This window comes from Pseudomonas sp. A0308 (assembly GCF_044218815.1).
GTDB lineage: Bacteria > Pseudomonadota > Gammaproteobacteria > Pseudomonadales > Pseudomonadaceae > Aquipseudomonas > Aquipseudomonas iridis.
On sequence record NZ_CP162581.1, the window covers coordinates 3809185 to 3830718 of the forward strand.

21 protein-coding genes are annotated in these 21534 nt (G+C 59.7%); 9 read left to right on the forward strand and 12 right to left on the reverse strand.

Annotated elements, in window-relative coordinates; translation table 11 throughout:
* Window positions 1-71 precede the first annotated feature (71 nt).
* Together AB4P92_RS17550 and AB4P92_RS17555 are read right to left on the reverse strand one after the other, a co-directional pair.
* Entirely contained in the window at window positions 72-1268 is a 1197-nt protein-coding gene (locus AB4P92_RS17550; RefSeq protein ID WP_047303980.1) for a class I SAM-dependent rRNA methyltransferase, read from the reverse strand.
* A gap of 173 nt (window positions 1269-1441) precedes the next feature.
* Window positions 1442-1981 (reverse strand): type 1 glutamine amidotransferase domain-containing protein, encoded by a 540-nt coding sequence (locus AB4P92_RS17555; RefSeq protein ID WP_042561573.1) that lies wholly within the window; start codon window positions 1979-1981, stop codon window positions 1442-1444.
* Window positions 1982-2209: 228 nt separating this feature from the next.
* Between AB4P92_RS17555 and AB4P92_RS17560 the strand changes: the two genes are divergently transcribed.
* The 3 genes from AB4P92_RS17560 (at window position 2210) to AB4P92_RS17570 (ending at window position 4241) form a co-directional block, all read left to right on the forward strand.
* Window positions 2210-3022 carry an HDOD domain-containing protein gene (locus AB4P92_RS17560; RefSeq protein ID WP_181818492.1) on the forward strand — a complete coding sequence of 271 codons (813 nt, stop codon included), beginning with the start codon at window positions 2210-2212 and terminating at the stop codon, window positions 3020-3022.
* 12 nt (window positions 3023-3034) lie between these two features.
* Window positions 3035-3847, forward strand: a complete 813-nt coding sequence (gene mutM / locus AB4P92_RS17565; protein ID WP_261735590.1) for a bifunctional DNA-formamidopyrimidine glycosylase/DNA-(apurinic or apyrimidinic site) lyase — start codon at window positions 3035-3037, stop codon at window positions 3845-3847.
* 70 nt (window positions 3848-3917) lie between these two features.
* On the forward strand, window positions 3918-4241 hold the full coding sequence (locus AB4P92_RS17570; RefSeq protein ID WP_042561570.1) for a multidrug transporter: 324 nt from the start codon (window positions 3918-3920) through the stop codon (window positions 4239-4241).
* Window positions 4242-4390: 149 nt separating this feature from the next.
* Here AB4P92_RS17570 and AB4P92_RS17575 read toward each other — a convergent pair whose 3' ends face one another.
* From AB4P92_RS17575 to AB4P92_RS17595, 5 genes are all read right to left on the reverse strand, one after another.
* Window positions 4391-4642, reverse strand: coding sequence for a YfhL family 4Fe-4S dicluster ferredoxin (locus AB4P92_RS17575; RefSeq protein WP_261735591.1), 252 nt, complete (start codon window positions 4640-4642; stop codon window positions 4391-4393).
* Between the two features lie 102 nt (window positions 4643-4744).
* Window positions 4745-5224, reverse strand: coding sequence for a pantetheine-phosphate adenylyltransferase (coaD, locus tag AB4P92_RS17580; RefSeq protein ID WP_003229157.1), 480 nt, complete (start codon window positions 5222-5224; stop codon window positions 4745-4747).
* Window positions 5225-5339: 115 nt separating this feature from the next.
* Complete coding sequence (locus AB4P92_RS17585; protein ID WP_395597935.1) at window positions 5340-6935, reverse strand: GMC family oxidoreductase N-terminal domain-containing protein; 1596 nt, start codon at window positions 6933-6935, stop codon at window positions 5340-5342.
* Window positions 6936-7026: 91 nt separating this feature from the next.
* The gene (locus AB4P92_RS17590) at window positions 7027-7572 is read right to left on the reverse strand and encodes a twin-arginine translocation pathway signal protein (RefSeq protein WP_395597936.1); all 546 of its coding nucleotides are present in this window, start codon (window positions 7570-7572) and stop codon (window positions 7027-7029) included.
* A 32-nt stretch (window positions 7573-7604) separates the two neighbouring features.
* Window positions 7605-9035: a coniferyl aldehyde dehydrogenase gene (locus tag AB4P92_RS17595; RefSeq protein WP_042561567.1), complete on the reverse strand. Its 1431-nt coding sequence runs from the start codon at window positions 9033-9035 to the stop codon at window positions 7605-7607.
* Between the two features lie 147 nt (window positions 9036-9182).
* On the opposite strand from AB4P92_RS17595, the gene AB4P92_RS17600 reads away from it, so the two are divergent.
* Both AB4P92_RS17600 and AB4P92_RS17605 read left to right on the forward strand, forming a co-directional pair.
* Complete coding sequence (locus AB4P92_RS17600) at window positions 9183-9854, forward strand: TetR/AcrR family transcriptional regulator (RefSeq protein WP_395597937.1); 672 nt, start codon at window positions 9183-9185, stop codon at window positions 9852-9854.
* A 30-nt stretch (window positions 9855-9884) separates the two neighbouring features.
* The gene (locus AB4P92_RS17605) at window positions 9885-10739 is read left to right on the forward strand and encodes a sulfurtransferase (protein ID WP_395597938.1); all 855 of its coding nucleotides are present in this window, start codon (window positions 9885-9887) and stop codon (window positions 10737-10739) included.
* A 60-nt stretch (window positions 10740-10799) separates the two neighbouring features.
* Here the strand turns inward: AB4P92_RS17605 and AB4P92_RS17610 are convergent, their stop codons facing one another.
* The 5 genes from AB4P92_RS17610 to AB4P92_RS17630 all read right to left on the reverse strand — a co-directional run bounded on the left by AB4P92_RS17610 (window position 10800) and on the right by AB4P92_RS17630 (window position 16908).
* Window positions 10800-11798, reverse strand: a complete 999-nt coding sequence (locus AB4P92_RS17610; RefSeq protein ID WP_395599679.1) for a hydrolase — start codon at window positions 11796-11798, stop codon at window positions 10800-10802.
* Window positions 11799-12061: 263 nt separating this feature from the next.
* Window positions 12062-13312, reverse strand: a complete 1251-nt coding sequence (locus AB4P92_RS17615; RefSeq protein ID WP_181818489.1) for a pitrilysin family protein — start codon at window positions 13310-13312, stop codon at window positions 12062-12064.
* 146 nt (window positions 13313-13458) lie between these two features.
* Window positions 13459-14070: a 16S rRNA (guanine(966)-N(2))-methyltransferase RsmD gene (gene rsmD / locus AB4P92_RS17620; RefSeq protein WP_042561563.1), complete on the reverse strand. Its 612-nt coding sequence runs from the start codon at window positions 14068-14070 to the stop codon at window positions 13459-13461.
* Entirely contained in the window at window positions 14070-15560 is a 1491-nt protein-coding gene (locus AB4P92_RS17625) for a pitrilysin family protein (protein ID WP_273877284.1), read from the reverse strand. Before AB4P92_RS17625 ends, rsmD begins: the two co-directional genes overlap by 1 nt.
* Window positions 15553-16908, reverse strand: a complete 1356-nt coding sequence (locus AB4P92_RS17630) for a pitrilysin family protein (RefSeq protein ID WP_115147105.1) — start codon at window positions 16906-16908, stop codon at window positions 15553-15555. Before AB4P92_RS17630 ends, AB4P92_RS17625 begins: the two co-directional genes overlap by 8 nt.
* A 344-nt stretch (window positions 16909-17252) precedes the next feature.
* On the opposite strand from AB4P92_RS17630, the gene ftsY reads away from it, so the two are divergent.
* From ftsY to rpoH, 4 genes are all read left to right on the forward strand, one after another.
* A complete protein-coding gene (gene ftsY, locus AB4P92_RS17635) occupies window positions 17253-18761 on the forward strand; it encodes a signal recognition particle-docking protein FtsY (protein WP_395597939.1) in 1509 nt (502 codons plus the stop codon).
* On the forward strand, window positions 18758-19429 hold the full coding sequence (gene ftsE, locus AB4P92_RS17640) for a cell division ATP-binding protein FtsE (protein WP_042561559.1): 672 nt from the start codon (window positions 18758-18760) through the stop codon (window positions 19427-19429). The genes ftsY and ftsE overlap by 4 nt, the downstream gene beginning before the upstream one ends.
* Window positions 19426-20451: a permease-like cell division protein FtsX gene (gene ftsX, locus AB4P92_RS17645; RefSeq protein WP_042561558.1), complete on the forward strand. Its 1026-nt coding sequence runs from the start codon at window positions 19426-19428 to the stop codon at window positions 20449-20451. Before ftsE ends, ftsX begins: the two co-directional genes overlap by 4 nt.
* A gap of 113 nt (window positions 20452-20564) precedes the next feature.
* Entirely contained in the window at window positions 20565-21419 is an 855-nt protein-coding gene (rpoH, locus tag AB4P92_RS17650) for an RNA polymerase sigma factor RpoH (protein ID WP_042561557.1), read from the forward strand.
* The last annotated feature ends 115 nt before the right edge of the window (window positions 21420-21534 follow it).

Consider the following 21534-nt stretch of genomic DNA (forward strand, 5'->3'; position numbering starts at 1 on the left):
AGGTTGATTGGCCGTCAGATTCAGGCGTAAAGCAAACGGGGAGCCTGGTGGCTCCCCGTCATCCGCATTGATCAGCTGTTAGGCAGCAGGCGGCAGGTGATGCTCTTGATGTAGCGGGTTTCGGCGATCGCCGGGTGGACCGGGTGATCCGGGCCCTGACCGCCGCGCTCCAGCAACTGGATGTTGCGATCCAGGTGGCGGGCGCTGGTCAGCAGGATGTTTTGCAGATCGTCTTCCGGCAGGTGCATCGAGCACGAAGCGCTGACCAGAATGCCGTCCTTGTTGAGCAGGCGCATGGCTTGCTCGTTCAGACGACGGTAAGCACCTTCGCCGTTCTTCATGTCTTTCTTGCGTTTGATGAATGCTGGCGGGTCGGCCACGATCACGTCGAAGCGTTCTTCGCTTGCCTTCAATTCTTTCAAGGCTTCGAAGACATCACCTTCGATGCAGGTCATCTTGTCGGCGAAGCCGTTCAACGCAGCGTTGCGCTCGACTCCATCAAGGGCGAAGGCCGAGGCATCGACGCAGAACACTTCGCTGGCGCCGAATGCGGCAGCCTGCACGCCCCAGCCACCGATGTAGCTATAGAGGTCGAGTACACGCTTGCCTTTGGCATACGGCGCCAGGCGTGCGCGATTCATGCGGTGGTCATAGAACCAACCGGTTTTCTGACCCTGAATGACCGGCGCTTCGAACTTCACGCCGTTCTCTTCCAGTGCGACCCATTCCGGTACCAGACCGAATACGGTTTCGACGTAGCGGTTGAGGCCTTCGGCGTCACGCGCAGCGGAATCGTTCTTGAACAGAATGCCGCTTGGCTTGAGCACTTGGGTCAGTGCGGCGATCACGTCATCTTTATGCGCTTCCATGGTCGCCGAGGCGATCTGGACCACGAGGATGTCGCCGAAACGGTCAACGACCAGACCCGGCAGCAGGTCGGAATCACCGTACACCAGACGATAGAACGGCTTGTCGAACAGGCGATCACGCAGCGACAGCGCTACGTTGAGGCGATGCACCAGCAGGGATTTGTCCAGCACCACCTTGGTGTCGCGCGACAGCAGGCGGGCGCAGATCAGGTTGTTCGGGCTCATCGCCACGATGCCCAGCGGCTTGCCGCCGGCAGCTTCGAGGATCGCCTGATCGCCGGCATTGAAGCCGTGCAGTGGCGTGGCGGCTACATCGATTTCGTTGCTGTAGACCCACAGGTGACCGGCGCGCAGGCGACGGTCGGCGTTGGCTTTGAGGCGCAAGCTAGGCAGGGACATGACGTCGCTCCGGAAAAAAGAGCGGGAGTATAGCGTGTTGAGACTTGTGCCGGGTTTAGCGTGCGATGAAACGCTGGTGACGCTTTCGCGAGCAGACTCGCTCTCACATCGGGCTTGTGGTGATCACAAATCCCCTATGGGAGCGAGATTGCTCGCGCAAGCGGTCTGGAATGCTACGCCGACAGGGCGCCGATCAACTCACGACTGAACGCCGGAATATCATCCGGCTGCCGGCTGCTGATCAAGTGGCCGTCTTTGACCACTTCCTGATCGACCCAGTTGGCGCCGGCATTCACCAGATCATCCTTGAGCGTCTTGTAGCTGGTCATGGTTTTGCCATTCACCAGCCCCGCCGAAATCAACAGCCAGCCGCCATGGCAGATCACCGCAATCGGTTTACCGGCCGAGGTGCCTGTCTTGACCAGGTGCTGGGCATCCTGGTCGATGCGGATGGTGTCCGAATTCTGTACGCCACCGGGTAATACGATCGCGTCATATTGCTCGCTGCTGGCGGCCTGGAAGGTCCGGTCGACCTTGAAGTCATCCGCCGGTTTGTCATGGTTCCAGCCTTTGACCGTGCCTTCTTCGGCCGAAAGAATGTCGACCTGAGCGCCGGCCTGTTCGAGTGCTTGCTTGGGACCTGTCAATTCAACCTGTTCGAAACCATCAGTTACCAAAAAAGCGACGCGCTTGCCGTTGAGTTGAGTAGCCATCGATAAGCTCCTGAGTCTGTGGGAATTTACCGCCTCATGGGACCTGAATGATCCGTTGGGCACTAATGAATCCGAAGCCGGCGCTTGAATGAAAGTTCCTGACAATTGCCCACTGGTGTGTCGTCCTGCGGTTTTTAGAGGGTAGAATCGCCGCCTGTCCCAGAGTGTGTACTTATGTCCCAAGAGCTGACCGCCGAACAGATCCAACAATCCCTGCAAGGCATCAGCGTGCCCGCGCAGCCGCAGATCATGGTGGATCTGCAAATGGAGCAGTACATGCCTGACCCGGACCTGGAGGTGATCGCCAAGCTGATCGCCCAGGATCCTGGCCTCTCCGGCTCGCTGCTGAAAATCGTCAACTCGCCGTATTACGGCTTGAGCAACAAGATCACTTCGATCCAGCGCGCGGTGAACCTGTTGGGCAGTCGTTCGATCATCAACCTGATCAACGCGCAGTCGATCAAGGGCGAGATGAACGATGACACCATCGTCACGCTCAACCGTTTCTGGGATACCGCCCAGGACGTGGCGATGACGTGCCTGACGCTGGCCAAGCGCATTGGCACTCAGGCCGGCGACGAAGCCTACGCCTTGGGCCTGTTCCACGATTGCGGGGTGCCGTTGATGTTGCAGCGCTTCCCCAATTACATGTCGATTCTGGAAAAAGCCTACGCCCAGGCCAGTGCCGAATGCCGGGTGGTGGACACCGAAAACAACGCGTTCAACACCAACCACGCCGTGGTCGGCTACTACACGGCCAAGTCCTGGCGCCTGCCGGAACACGTCAGTGCTGCGATCGCCAATCACCACAATGCGCTGGCGATTTTCAGCGACGAGTCGTCCCGCAACAGTCAATTGAAGAACCTGCTGGCGATCCTCAAGATGGCCGAGCACATCTGCGCGTCCTATCGGGTACTGGGCAACCAGACCGAAGATTTCGAATGGAACGCGGTCGGCCCGTTGGTGCTTGATTATGTCGGCCTGTCGGAATACGACTTCGAATCCCTAAAACAAACGATTCGCGACCTCGGCGCGCATTGATTCGAGGACGCCATGCCTGAATTGCCGGAAGTCGAAACCACCCGCCGGGGCATTGCTCCGCATCTGGAAGGCCAGCGCGTCACCCGTGTGATCGTGCGCGACCGCCGTCTTCGCTGGCCGATCCCCGAAGACCTCGATGTGCGCCTGTCTGGCCAGCGCATCGTGCTGGTCGAGCGGCGGGCCAAGTATCTGCTGATCAATGCAGAAGTCGGCACGTTGATCAGCCATCTGGGCATGTCGGGTAATTTGCGCCTGGTCGAGGTCGGGTTGCCGGCGCTCAAGCATGAGCATGTCGATATCGAGCTGGAATCCGGTTTGGCCCTGCGCTACACCGATCCGAGGCGTTTCGGCGCAATGCTTTGGAGTACCGACCCACTCAATCACGAATTGCTGATTCGTCTCGGGCCGGAGCCGTTGACCGATCTGTTCGACGGTGAACGGTTGTTTAAGCTGTCGCGCGGACGCTCCATGGCGGTCAAGCCGTTCATCATGGACAACGCGGTGGTGGTCGGGGTCGGCAATATCTATGCGACCGAAGCGCTGTTCGCTGCCGGGATTGATCCGCGTCGCGAGGCCGGGGGCATTTCCCGGACGCGTTATCTGAAACTGGCGATCGAGATCAAACGCATCCTTGCCGCCGCCATCGAGCGTGGCGGCACCACGTTGCGTGATTTTATCGGCGGCGACGGGCAACCGGGATATTTCCAGCAGGAGCTGTTTGTCTATGGCCGTGGTGGTGAAAACTGCAAGGTCTGCGGCACCGGGCTGCGCGAAGTGAAGCTTGGCCAGCGCGCCAGTGTTTTCTGCCCGCGCTGTCAGAGCTGAGGCAAACCGTTCGAAAAGATCCTACGGTCTATAGTGAGTTGTCTCACTGCCTAGCCCGAAGGATCGTGCCATGAAATCCCTGCAAGTCCTCTGTGCCGCACTGCTGCTGTGTTCCAGCCTGGCTGTCCAGGCCACGGAAACCGGCAGCGGTGATCCGCGTTACACCATCCAGAACCCACCGGCCTACGCCATGCTTGGCGACTTGCTGATCGCCCGACCTTTGCTGGTGGTGGCGACGGTGATTGGTGCGGGGGCGTTTGTGGTGTCGTTGCCGTTTACCGCGCTGGGTGGCGGAATTGGCGATGCAGGGCAGGCGCTGGTGGTTGATCCGGCGAGGGCAGCGTTTGTGCGGTGTCTGGGGTGTGTCGGGGAGGGGTTTGAGCAGCGCGAGTAAGCTGATCCGGGTTTTGCGGTGTTGCGGGTGGCCTCGTCACGGGCAAGCCCGCTCCCACAAGGTTTTGGTGTTCACACAATTTGTGTTCCACCACAGAACCCTGTGGGAGCGGGCTTGCCGCGATGGCGTCGCCAGCGGCGCTGAAGAACTCAGGCCTTGCCGGTGATCTTGCGGTACTTCTCCATCAACTCTTCTTCAGTCTCCGGATGCGCTTCGTCCAGTGGAATGCAATCCACCGGGCAGACCTGCTGGCACTGCGGTTCGTCGTAGTGGCCGACGCACTGGGTGCACAGATTCGGGTCGATCACGTAGATCTCTTCGCCTTGGGAAATGGCGGCGTTCGGGCACTCGGGTTCGCAGACGTCGCAGTTGATGCAATCGTCGGTGATGATCAGGGACATGCTAACTCCAGCCGGGGCGGTAGGCCCGGGCGCTATAAACCAATGCGCGCAATTGTGCCGCATTGGCGCCCGCAGTGCACGCGGGCGCCGTTTGAACGGTCGTTACTTCTTGAAGCGCAGGGTCAGGGCATCGGCCACGGCCGGGTGAACGAACTTGCTGATATCGCCACCCAGCGCGGCGATTTCCCGCACCAGCGTCGAGGAAATGAACGAATAACGCTCGGACGGGGTAAGAAACAGGCTCTCCACATCCGGCGCCAACTGGCGGTTCATGTTGGCCAGCTGGAACTCGTATTCGAAGTCCGACACTGCGCGCAAACCACGCAGGAAGACATTGGCGTTCTGCTCTTTGGCGAAGTGCGCCAGCAGCGTCGAGAAACCGACCACTTCCACGTTCGGCAGGTGTTTGGTGACCTCACGAGCCAGTTCTACTCGTTGTTCCAGCGGGAACAGCGGGTTCTTCTTGGGGCTGGCGGCGACCGCAATGATCACGTGATCGAACAGGCGCGAGGCGCGTTCGACCAGATCGCCATGGCCCTTGGTAATAGGGTCGAAGGTACCTGGGTACAACACTCGGTTCATCGCGTCGTCCTGGCGGGAGTCCGTTGGGGAGTCGGATGGTATCGCAGCCGTCCCGGTCGGCCAAGTCGCCTGTTGGGTAAGAAAGCACTATAGACGATCGGAATATCCTGCTTTTTCACGGATTTTTCAGCCGATCGGCGAGGGAAGTGGCCAATTGTGCAGTCAGACCGTACACCGACAATTGCGGGTTGGCGCCAATGCTGGTGGGGAATAGCGAGCCGTCATGAATCGACAGATTGCTCAATTGATGATGGCGGCCAAGGCTATCGGTGACCGCGGTTTTCGGATCTTCACCCATCGCGCAGCCGCCCATGACGTGGGCGCTGCCCAGCCGTGTGCGATACAACTCAAGGCTCAAACCATCGATCAGGCTGCGCGCCTCGGCCAGCGTCTTCACGTAACGCGCGTCGGCGTGCATTGGCATCACCGCTTTGGCGCCACCGGCGAACTGGATCTCGGCCATGTTGTGGAAAGCGCGGCGCAAGCCTTCCCAGGCGTAAGGCGAAACCTGATAGTCGAGCACCGGCGAGCCGTCGCCGCGCAACTCGACATTGCCGCCCGGGCTGTCCGGGTGAAAACCGTCGCGCAATAACGCCAGCATCGCGTGGGTGTGTGGGAGATCGGCCATGTGCTGCGCGCTCTCCTGACCAAATCCGCCCAGCAGCGTGGCCGCCAGCGCCGGGTGCAGTGGCGGCACTTCCAGTTTGTAGCCTATCGGCCCGGTGACACCGTTCTTCCATTGGAAGTGGTCGGAGTAGATCGATTGCGGCGCACCGTAAAAAGGGTTGATCACCTCGTCGAAGCGTCCGGCGGACATGTTCACCAAGTGCAGAAACGTGCGTTTGCCCACTCGCTGATGCGGATCCGGCGCGTCGGAGCGCAGCAGCAGGGCCGGACTGTTGATACCACCGCCGGCCAATATGTAATGCCGCGCCTTGACGGTGATTTTGCGTCCGGTCGGCTCGACGCAGCGCTCATCCATGGCCACGCAATGCAGGCCGGTCACTTTGTCGCCGTTGATCAGCAGCTTTTCCGCGCGGGCGAGGTACAGCAGTTCGCCGCCCTTTTCCAGGGTGGCCGGAATGGTCGTGACCATCATCGATTGCTTGGCGTTGGTCGGGCAGCCCATACCGCAGTAGCCGAGGTTCCAGCAGCCGCGCACATTGCGCGGAATCACGTGCCAGCTATAGCCGAGTTGCTCGCAGCCTTTGCGGATCACGTCGTTGTTGGGGTTCGGTGGAACCATCCACGGCGCGACGCCGAGGCGCTGCTCCATTTTTTCGAACCATGGCGCCATGTCGGCAGGGCTGTGGCCCTTGACGTTGTGCTCGGTGGCCCAGTGTTGGAGGGTTGGCTCTGGCGTTCGGAAGCTCGATGTCCAGTTGATCAGCGTCGTGCCGCCGACCGCGCGGCCCTGCAGGATGGTGATCGCGCCGTCCTTGCTCATGCGGCCGATGCCTTCCTGATAGAGGCTGCTGTAGGCCTTGTCCTCAAGCATTTTGAAGTCGGAGCTGGTTTTCAGCGGGCCTTCTTCGATCAGCAGCACTTTATAGCCGGCGGCGCTGAGGATTTCCGCGGTGGTACCGCCACCGGCACCGCTGCCGATGATCGCGACATCGGCCTCAAGGGTCAGATCATCGGCCAGTTGCGCGCCATTGTAGGTTTTCCAGCCTCGGGCGAGGCCTTCGCGGAAGGGGTCGGGTACGGGCATCGATCAGGCTCTCTTTATTATTTTTTGATTCGACTGTGCGGCGACTGACGCTATCGCGGACAAGCCCGCTCCCACAGGTCTCGCGTGATGTTCAGACCGTGGGCGGGCCGGGATAACCGCAGTGCGCCCAGGATTCGCCGCGGTTGTACCAGGCCATCAGCACCATCTGCTGCAAAGAGCTGTGGCCCATGCGCAGCAGACTCAACGAGCTGTTTTCCCAGCGATCAAGAAAGCTGCGCATTGCGTCGGGACTGGCGTTTTCCCAACTGCCCCAGATCCCGGTGAGCGGCCCGCGCGTCACGGTCATGCCCAGCACGTCGAACAACTGTCGAGTGAGTTTGAGCATTTCCGGCGACAGGTGATCGAGGCTGTAATCAAGCGACTTGAGAGTGCCAGTAACTGCGTCCGGCATTTTCTCTGGAGCCGCGGCGCCATCGAGCATCACCGGAATCAGTGCGCGCAGAAACAGCAGGTCGCCGTCGCGTAACGAGACGAAGCCATTGGCTGCGACGCTCGACGAGCAGCCGCTGAGGCTGGCGCCGAGTCCGGCGGTGGCGAGAAATGCCGTGGCGCCGAGGCTGAATTTCAGCAGGCCACGGCGCGACAGTGCAGGTGTATCGGTCAGGCTTGGGTGCATTGTTTTTATTACCCGGCGGCGATGACGAATGTTTAGCGGATGAACAGCTTCTGGATCAGCTTCTGAATCGATTTGCCATAAGGCGGGTAAATCAGTCGGGCCGCATTGAAGCGCTGTTTAATCAGCACCCCTTTGGCTTTGCTGAAGGTCAGGAACCCTTCGTGACCATGGTAATGGCCCATCCCCGACGCGCCGATGCCGCCGAAGGGCATGTCGTCCTGCGCCACATGCAGCAACGTGTCGTTCAGGCACACGCCGCCGGAATGGGTTTCGTGCAGCACGCGGTTCTGTTCGCGTTTGTCGTAGCCAAAATAGTAAAGAGCCAGAGGTCGAGGCCGCTGATTGATGTAAGCGAATGCCTGCTCCAGATCTCGATACGGCACGATCGGCAACAGCGGGCCGAAGATTTCATCCTGCATCACCGTCATTTCGTCGCTGACATTCAACAACACACTGTGCGGCATGCGCCGGCCCTGACCCTGATCGAACAGCGGAATCAGCAGCGCGCCCTTGCTGGTGGCATCACTGACGTAACTGTTGAGTCGGGCCAATTGGCGTTCGTTGATGATCGCGGTGTAGTCCGGGTTGTCGGTGAGGGTCGGATAAAAACCCTGCACGGCCTGGCGATAGGCTTCGACGAAGCCGCCGACCCGATCTTCCGGCACCAGCACGTAATCGGGGGCGACGCAGGTCTGCCCGGCGTTGAGGGTTTTACCGAAGGCGATGCGTTCGGCGGCATCCTTGAGCGGCACATCACGGGAGACGATGGCGGGGGATTTGCCGCCCAGTTCCAGCGTCACGGGCGTGAGGTTTTCTGCTGCGGCGCGCATGACGTGCTTGCCGATGCTGGTGGCGCCGGTGAACAGCAGATGATCGAAGCGCAGACGGGAAAACGCCACTCCGATGTCAGCTTCGCCAAGCACCACACAGACCAGATCTTCGGGGAAGATCCGCGCCAGTAGTTCCTTGAGCAACAGGCCAGTGGCCGGGGTCGATTCACTGAGTTTGAGCATCACCCGGTTGCCCGCCGCCAACGCGCCGACAAGTGGGCCGATGGCCAGATACAGCGGGTAATTCCACGGCACGATGACGCCGATCACGCCCAGCGGCTGGTAAACCACTTTCGCCGAGGCTGGCTGGAAAGCCATGCCGACCTTGCGTCGCGAGTCCTTCATCCAGCCTCTGAGATGGCGACTGGCGTAGTGAATGCCATGCAGGCTCGGCATCAATTCGGCAAGCAGCGTTTCATCGGCGCTGCGATGGCTGAAATCGGCACTGATTGCCTCGATCAAGGCCTGACGCTCGTTGCTGAGCAAATCGCGCAGAGCCTTGAGCCATTGCTGACGCTGGGCAGCAGGTGGCATCGGGTTGGCGGCGTACGCGGCCCTTTGCGCATTGAACTGCCGATCAAGTGCTTGCAGTGGCTCTTGTAGCGTTTGCAGGTAGGCAATATCGGCAGTCATGGTCGGCTCCGGATTTATTATAATGAGGCACTTTTTAGAGTCTATGCTCTAGAAAGTCAAATGACTTCCATGCACAGCAGTGTTTTATCCATTTCCGGTTAGGTCGTAAGATGCTCCTCAACGCACTCTGAATTAAAGCTCAAGCCCATGGCCCCACGAATAAAAACCAGCGAGCGTATCGTGCTGAACAGTCTCGAACTGTTCAATCAACAGGGCGAGCGCAGCATCAGCACCAATCACATCGCCGCCCATATGGAGATTTCTCCGGGCAACCTCTACTACCACTTCCCCAACAAGCAGGCGATCATCGCCGTGTTGTTCAGTGAGTACGAGAGCCTTGTCGACAGCTTCCTGCGCCCGCCGCAGGGGCGCGCCGCGACCGTCGAAGACAAGCGTTTCTATCTCAAGGAGCTGCTCTCGGCGATGTGGCGATATCGCTTTCTGCACCGCGACCTCGAGCATCTGCTCGACAGCGATGCGGAGCTGGCCGCGCGCTATCGGCGTTTTTCCCAGCGCTGCTTGATCCAGGGCGGGGCGATCTACGAAGGTTTTGTTGCCGCCGGGATCCTCGACATGGACCGCGTGCAGATCGAATCCCTGACCCTCAATGCCTGGATCATCCTGACGTCCTGGGTGCGCTTTCTGTGCACCACTCGGGAAAACTCCAATCACCTCAGCGAGCAAGCCATCAAGCGTGGCGTGTACCAGGTGCTGGTACTGGAGGCCGGGTTTGTCACCGCGCAGGCGCGTGAAGAGGTCAATGCGCTGTTCGAGGAGTTTTACGTGCCGCTGGCCCAGGCCCTCGACGACGTGAAGTAAACCGTTTCGTTGAATTCACAGGAGCCCGTTATGCCGATTGCGCAACTGATCAGTCCCAACGCACTGGATGCCCGCAAGGAACAGCCGGGGCTGGTGATTCTCGATTGTCGTTTTGCCCTCGATGACCCGGATTACGGTCAGCGCAGTTATGCCGAGGGGCACATTGCCGGGGCGGGCTTTGCCGATCTGGAGCGCGACCTCAGTGGCAAAGTGGTCAAAGGCGTGACCGGGCGTCATCCTTTGCCCGAGCCGACAGCACTGGTCGAGCGCCTGCAAGCCTGGGGCATCAATGCCGACAGCGACGTGGTTTTGTATGACGACGGCCCCGGTGCCTACGCGGCGCGCGCCTGGTGGTTGCTGGCGTGGCTGGGCAAACGCGACGGCGTGTTCATTCTCGATGGCGGGCTCAAGGCCTGGCATGCGGCGGGTTTGCCGCTGAGTCTGGATGCGCCGACTCTCACGCCTGGTCATTTCAGTGGTCAGCCGGACATGAGCCTGCTGCTAAGTGCCGAGCAATTACAGCAACGCCTCGGTCAACCCGCGTTGACCCTGATCGATGCGCGGGCCCTGCCGCGTTTCAAGGGCGAAGTGGAACCGATTGACCCGATCGCCGGGCACATTCCCGGCGCGCAATGCGCGGCGTTCACCGACAACCTGGGCAGTGATGGGCGATTCCTGCCGGCCGATCAGCTCAAACAGCACTTTGCCGCGAAGCTTGGCGAGCGCTCGCCGTCGGAACTGGTCGCCTATTGCGGCTCAGGCGTGACGGCATGTCACAACCTGTTTGCGATGTGTCTGGCCGGGTATCCATTGGCTTCGCTATATGCCGGGTCCTGGAGTGAGTGGATCAACGAGCCTTCGCGCGGCATTGCCACCGGCGAATAAGCTCAAAAGATCACCGTCTGCGGTGCGGTTTGCCAGAAAGGGATCGACTGCCTTGATCGTTCAACACGCAAGGCGCGCCAGCCACTGCGGGATGCGCCGTTCAAGGTAGTAATCCGGTCGGCGAAGCGTGCCATCGACAAAACCGACGTGGCCACCCTTGGGCTGCAATTCGAACTGCGTGCAGGCAGACAACTCTTCAGCGCTCGGCAAGCTGTGAGGGAAGACGAAAGGATCGTCCGCTGCCTGGATAATTAATGTCGGCGTACGAATCTCACCAAGAAAGTAGCGGCTCGATGCACGGCGGTAGTAATCGTGCGCATCGGTAAATCCGTGCAGCGGCGCCGTCACCCGGCCATCGAAATCCCAGAATGTGCGCATGTTTTCCAGTGAGCCGAGCGCGGCCAGCTCCGCCAGGCTGTCTTCGCGGCCATCGTGCTGAAACTGCCGTTGCTTGTTCTTGATGTAGCCGACCATCTCGCGCATGAAATGCGCCTGATAGATCTTCGAAAAGCCTTGTCCGATACGGTCGGCGCATTGGTCGAGCCGAAACGGTACCGACACCGCCACGGCACCGATTACGCCGCTGGCGCTGCCGGTTTCGCCCAAGTGCTTGAGCAGCACGTTGCCCCCCAGTGAATAGCCGACGGCATACAGCGGCGCCAGTGGTCGCTTGGCGCGCAGGTGCCGAATGGCTTCGGCGAGGTCTTCGCTGGCACCGGAGTGATAGCTGCGCGACAACAGATTCGGCTCGCCCGAACAGCCACGCCAGTTGAGCGCGACACTGGCCCAGCCTTGAGCGCCCAGCACTTTTTGCAGGCCGGCGACATAAGGCGAATTGGACGAACCGGTCAGGCCGTGCAACACCAGCACCAATGGCGCATCGGCGCTGTGCGGGCCGTGCCAGTCGAGGTCGAGGAAGTCACCGTCTGCAAGCCACAAGCGTTCACGTTCGCGGTCCAGGTGGGTGGTTTTGCGCCAGAGCGGTCCCCACAAGGTTTGCAAGTGCGGGTTGCCGAGGCCGAAGGCTGGCGTAAAACGGGGGCTTGATGTTGGGTTCAGTGACGGCACGGCAACTCTCGACAGGTCTTGCGCAAAGCGGCGGGCGTATCAGGCGCTGACGCTTTCAATGAAAGAACCTAACTTGCCACAAAGCCTGTTTCGACGCGACATCACCCTGACGGTTACCAGGCGCCACCGATCAGCAGACCGGTGGCGTTTCACTGTTTCATTTATTGCTTGAGCGTCAGGCACTGCGTTGCTTGACGCTGCTAGTGAGCGGTTTAAAAAAACCGAACCGCTACAGTCGCAGACTGTTTAAAGCGTTACTTCGGTTTTGTTCCGATCGGCAATGCACAAACGACGGTGACATTTTCGCGGGTGAGGTAGGCGTTGGCTGCAACATGAACGTCCTCAGGGGTGATGCTGCGCAACAGCCCGACTTTATCGTCAAGCAACTGCAAAGGCTGACCTGATCCATACAAATAGGAGAGCGCTTCTGCCTGGTGCTCTAGTGAGCTGTTCCAGACTTGAGGCAGCGAACAGGCTTTGTTGACGGCGGAGTCGATCTCTTCAGGAGAGAAAGGGGAACGCTTCACTTCATCCAGAAACTTCCAGAAGTTCTCTTCGGCTTCCTGTGGGTCGCCGTGGATATAAAAAGCAAGGCCGAGAATTGTATTGCCTTGATTGTCTCCAATGAACCTCGGTACAACTCCACCACGCTTTTCCTGGAGTGCGGCCAAACGTGGCAGGGTAACGCCTTCAAGCAAGGAGCCTAATACTTCCAGTTCATAAACCAGCGGTGTATTGAATATGAAGATCATCATGGAATACTCGGGGTGTTGAGTATCCAGGTACTGCGTTATCCGGCGATAGCCGGGCGCTGCCGGAACTTGCACCGCAGATCGAAACGAAGGCTCACCTCGTGGGATATCTGCGAAGTGGCGTTCGACCAAGCGCCGGGCTTCTTCAATTCCAATATCGCCAGTGATTGCCAGCTGTGCGTTGTCGGGGCAGTGCCGACTCCGCCGCAAGTTCCGTATGCGATCGGGAGACAGTCTTTCAAGGTTGGCCGAAACCGCCTGATGGGATCTGTAGTGCCTGCTGCCTGCGTACACCAGGCACTCGATTTCTGGGCTGTACCATATCGGTGATAAGAAGAAGGATTCCTTCTTGTTCCTGTCTCTGGTGATATTCAGAGCATTTTGCAGCGATTCGTCCGGCAGATCGGTTGTCATCAGCTTCGACTGGAGCTTGAGCGCGCTTTCCAAGTGTTCTACCGGTACCAATAGCGAGTCAGTCAGTTGGCCAGAGCCAGGGGAATCGCCGTAACGGAACCGAGTACCTCCGCTTTCTGTAATGAAGGCCTCGTAATCGTTTTTTAGATATCGCAGTGCACGCAGTAGCACGTTGCCCGTCCCGAACTCTTCAGGGCGCTCGTCACCGCGGCTGGCGAAAGTCAGTGTTAGTGCAACTTGAGGTGTTCGGTGATCTTCTCGCACTACAACTTTCAAGCCATTGTCGAGCGTGAACTCATGAAGCGGATTAGGGGTGTATTCGAGGGTGTTTGTATTCATTAAAGTTTCATCCATGATGTTTAGGCGACTAATTTCGCTTGCACAAGATGGATGAAACAGAGGTCTCTCGCTATTGCTGAACTATTGCAACTTAATTAAAAGCCGAGCTGGAGGCTCGGGCAATTAAGTTGTCTGCTCAGGCGTGGTCAAGCGATTGTTTCTGCCAGGCGATGCCACAACGCGTAATACACGCGACCGGATTTCTGCTCGCGATGCAGACGCCAGTTTTGCGGCAGGCCGAGGGTCGAGGGGGCGCTTTCGCTTTCGGTGTAAACCCAGGCGTCATCGGCCAGCCACTGGCGCTCTTCGAGCAATGTGCACACGGTGGGCAGCAGGTTCTGGTTGAACGGTGGGTCGAGGAACACCAGGTCATACGCGGTGGCAGTTTGCGTTTCCAGATAGCGCAGGGCGTCGGCAGTTTGTACCTGACCGTTGGTGCAGCGCAGGGTGCCGAGGTGTTCCTTGAGGCTTGAAACGGCGATATTACTGGCGTCCAGCGCCTGGCCCATGGCGGCGCCACGGGACAGTGCTTCGAGAAACAGCGCGCCGCTGCCGGCGAACGGATCGAATACCTTGGCCCCCTCCACGTAAGGTGCGAGCCAGTTGAACAGGGTCTCACGCACGCGGTCCGGCGTTGGGCGCAGACCCGGCGCATCGGGGAAGCTCAGCTTGCGGCTGCCCCATTCACCACCAATGATGCGCAGTTGATTCACGCCGTTGTGCACGTTGTGAACAGGTTTTTTTGGACGAGTAGCCATTAATGCTCCGGAACCCCGAGCGGTTGCTCGGCAGGTTTATCAGATGGGGCCGGTAACGGCTTTTGCGGCACGGTCGGGCCAGCGGTGACGATGACCATTTTGTCCGTGCTCAAGTGTTTGTTCAGTGCGTTGCGGACCTGCTCTACGGTCAGGCTCTGGGACTGACGCATGAAGTCATCCAGGTAGCTCAACGGCAGATTATAGAAGCCCATGGCGCCGAGTTGGCCAACAATGTCGGCGTTGCTCGCAGTGGACAGCGGGAAGCTGCCGGCCAGTTCGCGTTTGGCGTCGTCGAGTTCTTTCTGGGTCGGGCCGGTTTTCAGGTAGTCGGCGAGCACATCCTGCACCAGTTTCAGAGTGCCTTCGCTCATTTCGGCGCGGGTCTGCAGGTTGATCAGGAACGGGCCGCGAACCTGCATCGGGCTAAACCCGGAATACACGCCGTAGGCCAGCCCACGTTTCTCGCGAACTTCGCTCATCAACCGGGTGCCGAAACCACCGCCGCCGAGTATCTGGTTGCCCATCGACAATGCCGCGTAGTCCGGATCATCACGATCGATGCCCAACTGCGCGATCATCAGGTTGGTCTGCTTCGATGGGAATTCGATGTGACCGACGCTGGCTTGCGGATCCTGTGGCTGGGCAATTTTCGCCATTGCCGGGCCTTTCGGCAGGGCCGCGGACACCTGATTGGCAATCGCCTCGGCGTCAGCGCGGGACAGGTCGCCGACCAGCGCGATCACCACGTTGCCGGCAGCGTAGGCTTTGGCGTGGAATTCACGCAGTTGCGCGAGGGTGATCTTCGGCACGCTCTGCTCGTTGCCGTCGCTCGAATGCGCGTACGGGTGATCGCCATACAGGCGCTTCATCAGCTCCAGGCTGGCAAGTTTACCGGGGTTCTGTTTCTGGTATTCGAATCCGGCGAGCATCTGATTCTTGATGCGCGCGAACGAGTCGGCAGGGAAAGTCGGTTTGCCGACGACTTCCGAGAACAGACTCAATGCCGGTTCGCGCTGGTCAGCGGCGCTCAGACTGCGCAGCGAAGCCAGCGCCATGTCCTTGAAAGCACCATTGCCGAAATCCGCCCCGAGGCCTTCGAAACCTTGGGCGATAGCACCGACGTCTTTGCCGGCCACGCCTTCATTGAGCATCGCGTTGGTCAGCACCGCCAGACCCGGCGCGTTGCCGTCCTGACTGCTGCCGGCGGCGAAGATCAGACGCATGTCGAACATCGGCAGTTCGTGGGCTTCGACGAACAGCACCTTGGCGCCTTCGGCGGTGTTCCAGGTTTGCACGTCGAGTTTGCGGCTTGCCGGGGCCTTGCCGTCGAGTTCGGCCAGCGATTGCAGCTTCTGCGCGGACTTGGCGTTGTCCAGTGCTTCGCTCGCCTTGCTGTCAGCGCCTGGCGACAGATAGAAAGCGGTGGCGCCGATCACGGCGACAGCGATCAGACCAAGCAACAACAGGCGTGGGGTTTTGCGCTCACTCATGAGTCGTCTCCAGTGGCAGTACGTGGGCGACGCTGAGACGTTCGCGGGTGAAATACAGCTTGGCGGCGTTCTGGATGTCTTGCGGGGTGACGCTCTCCAGATCGGCCAGTTCGGTGTCCATCAGTTTCCACGACAGGCCGACGGTCTCAAGCTGACCGATGGCCGTAGCCTGGCTGGTGATCGAGTCACGCTCGTAGACCAGACCGGCAATCACTTGCGCACGCACGCGTTCCAGTTCTTCGGCGGACGGCGCGGTGGTTTTCAACTGCTCCAGCAGCTTCCACAAACCGGCCTCGGCTTGCGCCATGGTCTTTTTCTTCTGCGTGTTGGGCGTGGCCGAGAGGGTGAACAGGCTGTCGCCGCGAGTGTAGGCGTCGTAGCTCGAGGAGCCGCCGGACACCAGCTCTTCGCCGCGCTCCAGTTGGGTGGGAATGCGCCCGCTGTAACCGCCATCGAGCAGCGCCGAAATCAACCGCAGCGCGTTAACCGAACGTTTGTCTTCGGCAGTGGCGATGCTCGGCACGTTGAAACCGAGCATCAAGCTAGGCAGTTGTGTCTGCACATGCAGGGTGATCTTGCGCTCGCCGGGCTCGGCCAGTTCCAGCGGTTGTTTCGCCGGTGGTACGTCGCGTTTGGCGATTGGGCCGAAGTAGCGTTGGGCGAGGGTTTTGACTTCGTCCGGGGTGACGTCGCCGACGACCACCAACGTGGCGTTGTTCGGCACGTACCAGGATTGATACCAGTGGCGCAGTTCTTCAACCTTCATCCGGTCAAGGTCAGCCATCCAGCCGATTGTCGGCGTGTGATAACCGCTGGCCGGGTAAGCCATCGCCTTGTAACGCTCGTAAGCCTTGGACATCGGCTTGTCATCGGTGCGCAGACGGCGCTCTTCCTTGATGACTTCGATTTCCTTGGCGAACTCGTCGGCCGGCAGGCGCAGGTTGGCCATGCGATCGGCTTCCAGTTCGAAGGCCACGCCCAGACGGTCGCGCGCCAGCACCTGGTAATAAGCGGTGAAGTCGTCGCTGGTGAACGCGTTCTCTTCAGCACCGAGGTCGCGCAGGATCAGCGAGGCTTCGCCGGGGCCGACTTTCTCGCTGCCCTTGAACATCATGTGCTCAAGCGCATGAGACAGACCGGTCTGGCCCGGGGTTTCGTAGCTGGAACCGACCTTGTACCAGACCTGCGACACCACCACCGGCGCGCGATGGTCTTCGCGCACGACGACCTTCAGGCCGTTGTCGAGGGTGAATTCGTGGGTCGGTTGCGGGTCGGCCGCCAGGGCCGAAAGGGGCAGGCAGACTGTGCTGAACAGCAGGCCTGCAGCGCGGCGGGCTAGAGCATTCATTCGTTTTTTAACCTGTTGAGCTGCCCGCTTGGTCTTAGCGTCGGCGGGCGAGGAGGTGCTAGGATACTGATCCGTTTTACCGGCGACCACGCCTATCAGGTTTTCAGGCCTGATGCGGCTGTATAGGTTGGCGGCAGAAAGCAGCGGTTTATCGACTAGACTTCGCTTTTTCGCCGATTTTTCCGGTTTAGTCCTTCGTTAATACGAATCTTTGGGGTGCCGCTGGCGCCTCGACAAAATGTTGCGCGTGAACAAGCTGGGTGAAACACAGTCTGTTCTGCATCGAATATTTATTTGCCGGGGCGCCCTTATGGCGCGTCGCTACCGTGAGATAGCCGTCCTCCATGTTTGGTTCCAACGACGACAAGAAGACCCCAGCTGCGGCTGGCGAGAAGAAAAGCCTGTTCGGATGGCTGCGTAAGAAACCGCAGGAACCCGTCGTCGAACAGCCGCCCGCGATTCCTGAACCGGCCCCGGCGCCTGCTCCTTTAATAGAAGAAGAGCCGACGCCGATTGTGCTGCCGAATGCCGAACCGGTGTTGCAACCGGTCGAGCCAGAACCGGAGCCTGCAGCGCCTATGGCCGTTGAGCTGCCGCTGACTCCGGCGGCTGAGCCATGGCTGACCTTGCCAGTGGCGGAAGAGCCGGTGGCGCTGGTTGAAGAGGCTGCGCCGCATATCACCCCGCAGATTCCTGCGCCGGCTGCGTTTGTTCCAGAGGTCGCTCCGGCTCCTGTGGTGGCTGCGCCCGTTGTTTCAGAGCCTGTCCCTGAACCTATCGCTTCCGAGCCTGTTGCTCCGGTGGTTGCAGCTCCTGTTGCTCCAATCGTTCAACAGCCCGAGCCAGCACCTGCCCCCGTGGTTGCTGCTCCAGTCTTGCCGGTCGAAGTGGTTGCCGAAGCCCCGCGCACCGAAGAAACCAAGGCCGGTTTCTTCGCCCGCCTCAAGCAAGGTCTGTCGAAAACCAGTGCCAGCATTGGCGAGGGCATGGCCAGCCTGTTCCTGGGCCGCAAAACCATTGACGACGAGCTGCTGGATGACCTCGAAACCCGTCTGCTGACCGCCGACGTTGGCGTCGAAGCCACCACGCAGATCATCCAGCGCCTGACCCAAAAGGTCGCTCGCAAGGAACTTGCCGACGCCGATGCGTTGTACAAATCCCTGCAGGCCGAACTGGCTGCGATGCTCAAACCGGTCGAGCAGCCGCTGAAAATCGTTTCGCAGAACAAACCGTTCGTGATCCTTGTTGTCGGCGTCAACGGCGCCGGCAAAACCACCACCATCGGCAAACTGGCGAAGAAGCTGCAGCTGGAAGGCAAGAAAGTCATGCTGGCCGCCGGTGACACCTTCCGCGCTGCTGCTGTTGAGCAGTTGCAGGTATGGGGCGAGCGCAACAAGATCCCGGTGATCGCCCAGCACACGGGCGCCGACTCCGCTTCGGTGATCTTCGACGCCGTGCAAGCCGCCAAGGCGCGTGGCATCGACGTGTTGATCGCCGACACCGCCGGCCGTCTGCACACCAAAGACAATCTGATGGAAGAACTGAAAAAGGTTCGCCGTGTGATCGGCAAGCTCGACGCCGACGCACCGCACGAAGTGCTGCTGGTACTCGACGCCGGTACCGGCCAGAACGCCATCAACCAGGCCAAGCAATTCAATCAGACTGTCGAACTGACCGGCCTGGCGCTGACCAAACTCGACGGCACCGCAAAAGGTGGGGTGATCTTTGCCCTGGCCAAGCAGTTCGGTCTGCCGATTCGCTATATCGGCGTCGGCGAAGGCATCGACGATTTGCGTACCTTTGAAGCCGAACCCTTTGTCCAGGCACTCTTTGCCGAGCGGGAGCGTTCATGATTCGTTTCGAACAGGTCGGTAAACGCTACCCGAACGGACACGTCGGCTTGCATGAGCTGAGCTTTCGAGTCCGTCGCGGCGAGTTCTTGTTTGTCACCGGCCACTCCGGTGCCGGTAAATCCACGCTATTGCGCCTGTTGCTGGCAATGGAGCGTCCGACCAGCGGCAAGCTGCTGCTCGCCGGGCAAGACCTGAGCACCATCAGCAATGCGCAGATTCCATTCCTGCGCAGGCAGATTGGTGTGGTGTTCCAGAACCACCAATTGCTGTTCGATCGCACGGTGTTTAACAACGTCGCGTTGCCGTTGCAGATTCTCGGGCTGTCCAAGCCCGAAATCGCCAAGCGCGTCGATTCGGCGCTGGAGCGCGTGGCGCTGTCGGATAAAACCGATCTGTACCCGGGCGACTTGTCCACCGGTCAGCAACAGCGCGTCGGCATCGCCCGCGCCATCGTCCATCGTCCGGCCCTGCTGCTGGCGGACGAACCGACCGGTAACCTCGACCCGCGTCTGGCGGCCGAGATCATGGGTGTGTTCGAAGACATCAACCGCTTGGGTACCAGCGTGCTGATCGCCAGTCACGACCTGGCGCTGATCGCCCGTATGCGTCACCGCATGCTGACCTTGCAGCGTGGCCGATTGATCGGCGACGGGGAGGCCGGGGTATGAGTGCCACTCGCAGTCCGAAGGTTTCCGAGCGCGTGGCCCCGAAAGCCGCCGATCCGCAACCGGCCAAAAAGAAAAAACACGACGATGACGACGGCCCTGACTTCGCCACGCTGTTCCGTGCCTGGGTCGAAAGCCATCGCGCCAGCCTGCTCGACAGCCTGCGTCGTCTCGGCAAGCAGCCGATCGGCAGTTTCTTCACCTGCATGGTGATGGCGGTGGCGCTGAGCCTGCCGATGGGTCTTTCGCTGTTGCTCAATAACGTCGAGCGTCTCGGCGGATCGTGGCAGCGTGCGGCGCAGATCTCGCTGTACCTGCAGCTCGACGCCAGCCCGGAGCAGGGCGAGTCGTTGCGCGAACAGATCAAAGGCATGCCCGGCGTAGCTGATGCTGAATATGTCGGCCGCGATCAGGCGCTGGAAGAGTTTCAACAGCAGTCCGGTTTGGGCGAAGCCCTGCGCGAGCTGCCGGAAAACCCGCTACCGGGCGTGGTGCTGGTGACGCCGAACGAGGTCGACAAGACCACCCTGGAAGCATTAAGACAAAAACTTTCCGAGCTGCCGAAGGTACAACAGGCACAACTTGATCTAGTCTGGGTCGAGCGTCTGGCCGCCATCCTCAAGCTCGGCGATCGTTTTGTCTTCGGTCTGACGGTGCTGCTGGTTTCTGCATTACTTTTGGTGATAGGCAATACCATTCGTCTTCATATTGAAAACCGCCGCACAGAGATAGAAGTGATTAAACTCGTCGGCGGCACTGACAGCTATGTGCGGCGCCCCTTCCTTTATATGGGCGCGTTGTATGGCTTCGGTGCGGGGCTGTTGTCCTGGGGCGTATTGGCGTTCGGCCTGGACTGGCTGAACGATGCGGTGGTTGGATTGGCCGGCTTGTACGGCAGTGATTTCGCGCTGGCCGGAGTGCCAGTTGCCGATGGTCTGTCGCTCTTGCTTGGCGCGGTGCTGTTGGGTTATATCGGTGCATGGATTGCAGTCGCACGTCATCTCAGGGAGCTGGCGCCGAAGTAGAATCTTTTTTGCGCGTGATTGGCCTTACGGTTTTTGGGAACTTGTACCTGAGTTCCCGGTCAATTTTTCGCAGTGCTGAGAAGCACGAGTATGTAAGTCGGAGGTTTTTTCGTATGACCAATTCTTTGCAACCTGCGTACGCGTTGGTTCCAGGCGCAAACCTGGAAGCCTATGTGCACACCGTGAACAGCATTCCATTGCTGACGCCGGAGCAGGAGCGTGAACTGGCCGAGAGTCTCTATTATGAGCAGGATTTGGGGGCGGCTCGGCAGATGGTGCTCGCCCACCTGCGTTTTGTCGTACACATTGCCCGTAGCTATAGCGGCTACGGTCTGGCTCAGGCTGACCTGATCCAGGAAGGTAACGTCGGCCTGATGAAGGCCGTAAAGCGCTTCAACCCGGAAATGGGTGTGCGCCTGGTGTCGTTCGCTGTGCACTGGATCAAGGCGGAAATTCACGAGTTCATCCTGCGCAACTGGCGCATTGTGAAAGTCGCGACCACCAAGGCCCAGCGCAAGCTGTTCTTCAACCTGCGCAGCCAGAAGAAACGTCTGGCGTGGCTGAATAACGAGGAAGTCCACCGTGTGGCGGAAAGCCTCGGTGTCGAACCGCGTGAAGTGCGCGAGATGGAAAGTCGCCTGACCGGCCATGACATGGCTTTCGACCCGGCTGCGGAAGCGGACGACGACAGCGCCTTCCAGTCGCCGGCCAACTATCTGGAAGACCACCGGTACGACCCGGCGCGTCAACTGGAAGATGCCGACTGGAGCGACAACTCCAACAACAACCTGCACGAAGCTTTGGAAGTGCTGGACGAACGCAGCCGCGACATCCTCTACCAGCGCTGGCTGGCAGAAGAGAAAGCCACGCTGCACGACCTGGCGCAGAAGTACAACGTGTCGGCCGAGCGAATTCGTCAGCTCGAAAAGAGCGCGATGAACAAGCTCAAATTGTCGATTGCCGCATAACCGGCGCCCGACAACAAAAAATGCCCCGATCAGCGATGATCGGGGCATTTTTGTTTGAAAATCAAAAGATCGCAGCGTGCCGCAGCTCCTACACGGGACCCGCATTCACCTGTAG